The sequence below is a fragment of the Streptomyces sp. NRRL S-31 genome, assembly GCF_000718775.1.
Classification (GTDB): domain Bacteria; phylum Actinomycetota; class Actinomycetes; order Streptomycetales; family Streptomycetaceae; genus Streptomyces.
This window is the reverse complement of the sequence record NZ_JOCB01000028.1, coordinates 68,853-76,361: the sequence shown is the minus strand read 5'-3', so window position 1 is coordinate 76,361 and position 7,509 is coordinate 68,853. Positions and strand designations below refer to the sequence as shown.

Below are 7,509 nucleotides of genomic sequence, written 5' to 3'. Positions count from 1 at the left end.
GGTCACCAACGTCGAGGCGTCGATGTCCTCGCCCTCCTCGCTGCTGCACTGGACCCGCCGCATGATCGAGATCCGCAAGCAGAACCCCGCCTTCGGACTCGGCTCGTTCACCGAACTGACCTCCTCCAACCCCGCGGTCCTGGCGTTTCTGCGCGAGTACGAGGACGACCTCGTGCTGTGCGTGCACAACTTCTCCCGCTTCGCCCAGCCCACCGAACTGGACCTGCGGGCCTACGACGGACGGCACCCCGTCGAGCTGATCGGCGGGGTGCGGTTCCCCGCCATCGGCGAACTGCCCTACCTGCTGACCCTGCAAGGCCACGGTTTCTACTGGTTCCGGCTCACCCGAGTCGCATCCCGCATCGGCCGCCGCCGCTGACCCGTCCGGCGCCGAGGAAAGGACGCGTCACCATGCCGAAGACCATCACTCCCCGACCGCGCACCGCGACCGGAGCCGACGGGCCGCTGGCCTCGCTCGGCGGCCTGTTGCGGGAATGGCTGCCGAGGCAACGCTGGTTCGCGGGCAAGGACCGGCCCGTCACCGATCTGTCGGTGCTGTCCGTGACCGAGCTGTTCCCGGGGTGTCTGCACCTGCTGGTGCACGCCTCGCACGCGCCGGTGCCCACCCCGGGCGGCACTCCCCCGCCCGGGGACTGCTACCAGTTGCTGCTGGGCCTGCGCCCGCACCTCGCCCCACGGCTGGAGCGGGCCTTCATCGGGCGGGCCGTCGAGGGCCCGCTGGCCGGACTCGCGGTGTACGACGCGCTGCACGACCCGCGCTCGGCCCATCTGCTGCTGGAGCGGCTGCGGCGGCCCGGCACGGCGGGACCGCTCCGGTTCGGGGCGGACCCGGCCGCCCTGGTGCCCGGCGGGCTGCCGCCCCGGCTGCTGGACGCCGAGCAGTCCAACTCCTCGATCGTGTACGGCGACGCCTACATCCTGAAGCTGTTCCGGCGGATCCAGCCGGGTGTCAACCCGGACCTGGAGGTGCCGGCCGCACTGGCCGCGCAGGGCTGCGCGCGGGTGCCCGCACCGGTGGCCTGGTTCACCACGAGCGCCCCGCGCCAGGCCACCCTCGGGGTGCTCCAGCCGTTCCTGCCGGACGCCACCGACGGCTGGTCGCTGGCGCTCGGCGCGCTCGCCGCGGGCGACGACTTCACCGCCGAGGCCCGCGCGCTGGGCCGGGCCATGGCGGAGGTGCACCTGGCGCTGGCGGAGGCCTTCCCGTCGGCCGGACCGGGCGAGAACGGCCGTACGGCCGAGGCGATGCGCGCGCGGCTGGACGCCGCCGCGCACGCCGTACCCGCGCTGGTGCCCTTCGTGCCCGGTCTGCGGGCCGCGTTCGCGGCGCTCGCCACCTGCGACACCGGGCCCCCCGTCCAGCGCGTCCACGGCGACCTGCACCTCGGACAGGTGCTGCGGGCCGGCCGCGACTGGTTCGTCATCGACTTCGAGGGCGAACCGTCCCGGCCGCTCGCGGAGCGGCGGGCCCCGCAGTCCCCGGTGCGGGACGTCGCCGGGATGCTGCGCTCCTTCGACTACGCGGCCCGGCAGCGCCGCCCCTGGCGACCCGAGTGGGCACGCCGCTGCCGGGAGGCGTTCTGCGCGGGCTACGCGGCCCGCGCGGGCTGGGACCCACGCAAGAAGCACGCGCTGCTGCGCGCGCACGAGACGGACAGGGCGGTCTACGAGGTGCTGTACGAGGCGAGACACCGGCCGGACTGGCTTCCGGTTCCGATGGCGGCGATCAAACGGCTCGCGGTCTGGGGAGGCTGACCCATGGCACTGCGCGACACCACGCGTCCCGAGGCGGCGGGCCCCCTGCCGCCCGCGGCCACCCCGCTGGACGCGGCCGACCGCGGCCGGCTGCTGGCCGGGGCGCACCACGATCCGCACGCCCTGCTGGGCGCCCACCCGGTGCCGGGCGGCACGCTGGTCCGGGCGCTGCGCCCGAACGCCCGCGCGGTGACCGTCCTGGCCGGCGGGACGCGCACCCCGCTGCGCTCCGAGGGCGACGGTCTGTTCGCCGGCCTCCTGCCCGGCCCGGAGGTCCCGTCGTACACCCTGCTGGTGGCGTACGACGACGGCGAGCGGGAGGTGCACGACCCGTACCGGTTCCTGCCCGCCCTCGGCGAGCTGGACCTGCACCTGATCCGGGAGGGCCGGCACGAGCAGCTGTGGCGGGCGCTCGGCGCCGAGCCGATGGTCCACCAGGGCGTGGCCGGCACCCGGTTCACGGTGTGGGCGCCGAACGCCCAGGGGGTCCGGGTGGCCGGGGACTTCACGTACTGGGACGGCACGCAGTACCCGATGCGCTCGCTCGGCGCGTCCGGGGTGTGGGAGCTGTTCCTGCCCGGGATCGGCGAGGGCACCCGGTACAAGTTCGAGATCACCTCCCGGTACGGGCACCGGTTCCTGAAGGCCGACCCGATGGCCCGGGGCACGGAGGTGCCGCCGGACACCGCCTCGGTGGTGACGGCCGCGCACCACGAGTGGGGCGACGCCCGGTGGATGGCGGAGCGCGGCGCCACCCCCGTGCACCAGGCGCCGTTCTCGGTGTACGAGGTGCACCTGCCGTCCTGGCGGCCGGGCGCGACCTACCGCGAGCTGGCCGAACAACTCCCGGCGTACGTCAAGGAGATGGGCTTCACGCACGTGGAGCTGATGCCGGTGGCCGGGCATCCCTTCAGCGGCTCGTGGGGGTACCAGGTCACCTCGTACTACGCGCCGACCCCCCGGCTCGGCTCCCCGGACGACTTCCGCTGCTTCGTGGACGCCTGTCACCGGGCCGGCATCGGCGTGATCATGGACTGGGTGCCGGCCCACTTCCCGAAGGACGACTGGGCGCTGGCCCGGTTCGACGGGGACCCGCTGTACGAACCCGGGAACCCGACGCGGGCCGAGCACCCGGACTGGGGGACGTACGAGTTCGACTACGGCCGTACGGAGGTGCGCAACTTCCTCGTCGCCAACGCCGTCTACTGGTGCGAGGAGTTCCACATCGACGGGCTGCGGGTGGACGCGGTGGCCTCCATGCTCTACCTGGACTACTCGCGGGACTCCGGGCAGTGGGAGCCGAACGTCTTCGGCGGCCGGGAGGACCTGGACGCGGTCGCCTTCCTCCAGGAGATGAACGCCACCGTCTACCGGCGCTGCCCGGGCGTGGTGATGATCGCCGAGGAGTCCACCGCGTGGGACGGGGTGACGCGGCCGACGGACAGCGGCGGGCTCGGCTTCGGTCTGAAGTGGAACATGGGCTGGATGCACGACTCGCTCCAGTACATCCAGAAGGAGCCGGTGCACCGCAAGTACCACCACGACGAGATGACCTTCTCGATGGTGTACGCCTACAGCGAGAACTACGTCCTGCCGATCTCGCACGACGAGGTGGTGCACGGCAAGCAGGCGCTGGTGTCGAAGATGCCCGGCGACTGGTGGCAGCGACGCGCCAACCACCGCGCCTACCTGGGCTTCATGTGGGCCCACCCGGGCAAGCAGCTGCTGTTCATGGGACAGGAGTTCGCCCAGGGGGCGGAGTGGTCGGAGGCGCACGGCCCGGAGTGGTGGCTGCTCGGCGACGACTACCACTCCGCCGGCGACCACCGGGGCGTGCAGTGCCTGGTCCGCGAGCTGAACACGGTGTACCGGGCGACGCCCGCGCTGTGGCAGCGGGACACCGACCCGGGCGGTTTCCGGTGGGTGCTGTGCGACGCGGCGGACGACAACGTCCTGGCGTTCCTGCGGTTCGCCGCCGACGGCGGCCCGCTGCTGGCGGTGTCGAACTTCTCCCCCGTCGTCCGGGACGGCTACCGGCTGTGGGTGCCCGAGGGGTTCGCGGCCTGGCGGGAGGTGCTGAACACGGACGACGTCCGCTACGGCGGCGGCGGGGTCGGCACCGGGGCGCCGGTGAAGCCCGCGGACGGGTTCCTGGAGCTGACCCTGCCGCCGCTCGCGACGGTCTGGCTGGCGCCGGAGCGCTGAGGGCCGCAGGTGTCGGCGGCCGTCCGAGGGGCAGTCGGGGTCGTACAGATCCGCGACTGCCCCTTGTGGCACGGGAAGAGAAGGGCGGCACCACGTGCGCACCGTCGGAGTGGAGGAGGAACTCCTCCTGGTCGATCCGGACAGCGGCGATCCGAAGGCACTGGCGGCGGCGGTCCTGGCCCGCGCCGCCCAGGACGATCCCGGACAGGACGTCTTCGAGAAGGAGCTGTTCGGGCAGATGCTGGAGTTCGCCACGCATCCGCAGTCGGACATGGCGGCCCTCGGGGACGAGATCGTCCGCTGCCGCAAGGAGGCGGCCCGGCACGCCGGGCAGATAGGCTGCGGGGTGGCCGCGCTGGCCACCTCCCCGCTGCCGGTCAGCCCCGAGCTCAGCGTCAACGAGCGCTACCGGTGGCTGGCCGAGCGGTACGGCGTGCCCACCTGGGACCAGCTGGTGTGCGGGTGCCACGTGCATGTGTCGGTGGAGTCCGACGAGGAGGGCATCGCGGTCCTGGACCGGATCCGTCCCTGGCTCCCGGTGCTGCGGGCGGTCAGCGCCAACTCGCCGTTCTGGCAGGGCCGGGACACCGGCTACGCCAGCTACCGCAGCCGGGTGTGGAACCGCTGGCCGTCGGCCGGGCCGACCGAGCCGTTCGGGTCCGCCGAGCGGTACCACCGGCGGGTGTCCGCGATGGTGGACACGGGCGTCATCCTGGACGACGGCATGGTCTACTTCGACGCCCGGCTGTCCGCCCGGTACCCGACGGTGGAGGTCCGGGTGGCGGACGTGTGCCTGGGCGCGGAGAACGCCGTACTGATCGCGACGCTCGTGCGCGCCCTGGTGGAGACGGCCGCGCGCGACTGGCGGGCGGGCCGGCCCGCGGACGATCCCGGTGTGAGCCTGCTCAGGCTGGGCGACTGGCAGGCCGCCCGGTTCGGTCTGGAGGGCGACCTCCTCGACCCGGTCACCCTGCGGCCCCGCCCCGCCCCGCGGGTGCTGGAGTCGCTGCTGGAGCACACCCGGGACGCGCTCGCCGACAGCGGCGACGCGGACCGCGCCGCCCGGTCCGTCGAGGAGCTGCTGCGGACCGGGAACGGCGCGCGTGAGCAGCGCGGGCTGCTGGAGCGCACCGGCAGCCTGCGCGACGTCGTCGCCGAGTGCGTACGGCGCACCCAAGGGTGACCGGCCTGCCGACGGGCTAGAGGAGCAGGATCAGGGCGTACACCAGGAAGAACGCCGCCACCAGGGCGACCAGCAGAAGGATCAAGGTCAGCGGTGCCTTGGCCCAGCCCCTGTGCTGGACGTGCGGCTCGCGGGGCCCGGCCTCGGGCATGCTGCTCTCGGCGGGCGGTGTCTCGCCGGGCGGAACTCCCCCACCTGGCTCCAGTCCGGTCGTGCGCTCGGGTTCCGGATCGGGATTCACATGGCTCATGTCCGCCGAGTCCCCAGGACACGCCCGGATCATCAGCCGATCACGACTTCACCGATCCCCTCACCGCACGTGCCCGCCTGGGCTACATTCGAGCACCGCCGGCACCGAGCCGTCCGGCGGAGTGACCCCGTGTACCCCAGGAGCCGCGCATGCGGAACGTCGCCCTCGCTCCGGCGGTCGCCCCGCCGCCGCTCACCGGCGGCCTCGCCGACAGCGTCTTCGCGGTGGCGGACCGGAGCCCGGCGCTGCCCGTGCTGGCCCGCCGCGCCGGTCCCGCCGAGGCCGGCTGGGAGGAGGTGACGGCGGCCGGGGTGCGGGACGAGGTGGTCGCTCTGGCCAAAGGCCTGATCGCCGCCGGGATCTCGCCCGGCCACCGGGTGGCCCTGATGGCCCGGACCCGCTACGAGTGGACGGTGCTGGCCCACGCGCTGTGGGCGGTGGGCGCCGAGGTGGTGCCGGTCCACCCGGCCTCCTCACGGGAGCAGGTCGAGTGGATCCTGCGGGACGCCGGCTGTGTGGCCGTGGTGGTGGAGGACGAGCAGGGCGTCATGACGGTGGGCACCGTGTGCGCCCGGCTGCCCCGGCTGCGGCACGTCTGGCAGCTGGACGAGGGCGCCTTCGCCGACCTCATGGCGCGGGGCGCGCCGGTTCCGTACACCACGGTGGAGTCGCTGCGCCGGATCGTGCTGCCCGACGCCACGGCGGCCGTCGTCTACACCTCGGGGACCTCGGGGCGTCCGCTGGGCTGCGCGCTCAGCCACCGCGGCCTGGCCTACCCCTGCGACACGCTGCTGGCCGGGTGGGCGCACACCGCGGCGCCCCCGGGCGAGCAGCCGTCCGTCCTGGCCTTCCTCCCGTTCTCCCATGTGTACGGCATGATGATCATGCTCATGTGTGTCCGCGGCGGGGTGCTGATGGCGCACGAGCCGGAGCTGACCGAGGCGGCGCTGGCGCCGTCCCTGCGCTCGTTCCGGCCGACGTACCTGTTCGGCGTGCCGTCGGTGTTCGAGAGGCTGTACAAGACGTTCCTGCGCACCGCCCAGCAGAGCGGCCGGGGCACCCTGTTCGAGCGGGCGGCGCGGACCGCGCGGGAGTTCGCCGCGGCGGAGGAGCGCCGGCGGCTGGGCACCGGACCGGGCCCCGGGCTGGACCTGAGGCTGCAACACGCCCTGTACGAGCGGACGGTGTACCGCGGGCTGCGGGCCGCCCTCGGCGGCCGGGTGGTGCGGGGCTCCTCCGGGGGGTCGTCGCTCGACCGCGAGCTGTGCCTGTTCTTCGACGGCATCGGGGTCTTCGTGCACGACGGGTACGGGCTCACCGAGGCGGGCGGCGGGATCACCATGCAGCCGCTCGGCAGGGAGAAGTCCGGGACCGTGGGCCTGCCGCTGCCGGGCACCGGGATCGAGGTGGCCGACGACGGGGAGATCCTGGTCCGCGGGCCGTCGGTGTTCCAGGGCTACGTCGGCGACGAGCGGGCGACCCGGGCCGTGCTGCGCGGCGGCCGGCTGGCCACCGGCGACATCGGGCGGCTGGACCCGGAGGGCTATCTGACGATCACCGGCCGCAAGAAGGACGTCATCGTCACCAGCGGGGGCACGAGCGTGCCGCCCGCCCTGCTGGAGCGGCGGCTGCGCATGCACCCGCTGGTCCACCAGGCGGTGGTGGTCGGGGACGACCGGCCCTGTGTCGGCGCCCTGATCACCCTGCACCCGGAGTTCCTGGCGCACTGGCGGGGCGGCCTGGCGCTGCCGGGCGAGGGGCCGGGCCGGGAGACCCGGGAGGAGAACGCGCTGCGGGAGGAGGTCGGGCGGGCCGTGGCCTCGGCCAACAGCGCGGTGTCCCGCGCCGAGTCGATCAGGGTCTACCGTGTCCTGAAGGAACCGTTCGCGGTGGACGACGGGCTGCTCACGCCTTCCCTGAAACCGCGCCGGGACGCCGTCGTGCGGCACTACGCGGCCGAGATCGAGGCGATGTACCAGGGGCGGTTCCGGTCCCGGCCGGTGGTGCGGGAGCCGGCCGAGTGGGACGAGACGGACGACGTCTTCCGCTGAGGAGACACGTCCCGTGCCGCCGGTCCCCGAGCACGGACGGATAG

The 7,509-nt window shown here is 73.9% G+C and carries 6 protein-coding genes; 5 read left to right on the top strand and 1 reads right to left on the bottom strand.

The features are described from left to right. The 4 genes from IF37_RS0113870 to IF37_RS0113855 form a co-directional block, all read left to right on the top strand. Nucleotides 1-379: alpha-glucosidase C-terminal domain-containing protein (locus tag IF37_RS0113870; RefSeq protein ID WP_030741464.1), on the top strand; the 379-nt coding region annotated here is incomplete at its 5' end. 32 nt (nucleotides 380-411) lie between these two features. Further along, nucleotides 412-1,776 (top strand): hypothetical protein, encoded by a 1,365-nt coding sequence (locus tag IF37_RS0113865; protein WP_030741461.1) that lies wholly within the window; start codon nucleotides 412-414, stop codon nucleotides 1,774-1,776. 3 nt (nucleotides 1,777-1,779) lie between these two features. After that, nucleotides 1,780-3,981 (top strand): 1,4-alpha-glucan branching enzyme, encoded by a 2,202-nt coding sequence (gene glgB, locus IF37_RS0113860; protein ID WP_030741458.1) that lies wholly within the window; start codon nucleotides 1,780-1,782, stop codon nucleotides 3,979-3,981. A gap of 94 nt (nucleotides 3,982-4,075) precedes the next feature. Then, the gene (locus IF37_RS0113855; RefSeq protein ID WP_030741456.1) at nucleotides 4,076-5,164 is read left to right on the top strand and encodes a glutamate--cysteine ligase; all 1,089 of its coding nucleotides are present in this window, start codon (nucleotides 4,076-4,078) and stop codon (nucleotides 5,162-5,164) included. A 16-nt stretch (nucleotides 5,165-5,180) separates the two neighbouring features. Here IF37_RS0113855 and IF37_RS0113850 read toward each other — a convergent pair whose 3' ends face one another. Continuing rightward, entirely contained in the window at nucleotides 5,181-5,414 is a 234-nt protein-coding gene (locus tag IF37_RS0113850) for a DUF6480 family protein (protein ID WP_030741453.1), read from the bottom strand. A 149-nt stretch (nucleotides 5,415-5,563) separates the two neighbouring features. Here IF37_RS0113850 and IF37_RS0113845 point away from each other — a divergent pair, with 149 nt between their 5' ends. Continuing rightward, a complete protein-coding gene (locus IF37_RS0113845; RefSeq protein WP_030741451.1) occupies nucleotides 5,564-7,465 on the top strand; it encodes a long-chain fatty acid--CoA ligase in 1,902 nt (633 codons plus the stop codon). Nucleotides 7,466-7,509 lie beyond the last annotated feature (44 nt).

Excerpts from the sequence above, each read along its gene's own strand:
- IF37_RS0113865 (WP_030741461.1), top strand. The coding sequence starts at position 412 with ATGCCGAAGACCATCACTCCCCGACCGCGCACCGCGACCGGAGCCGAC.
- glgB (WP_030741458.1), top strand. The coding sequence starts at position 1,780 with ATGGCACTGCGCGACACCACGCGTCCCGAGGCGGCGGGCCCCCTGCCG.
- IF37_RS0113850 (WP_030741453.1), bottom strand. The coding sequence starts at position 5,414 with ATGAGCCATGTGAATCCCGATCCGGAACCCGAGCGCACGACCGGACTG.
- IF37_RS0113845 (WP_030741451.1), top strand. The coding sequence starts at position 5,564 with ATGCGGAACGTCGCCCTCGCTCCGGCGGTCGCCCCGCCGCCGCTCACC.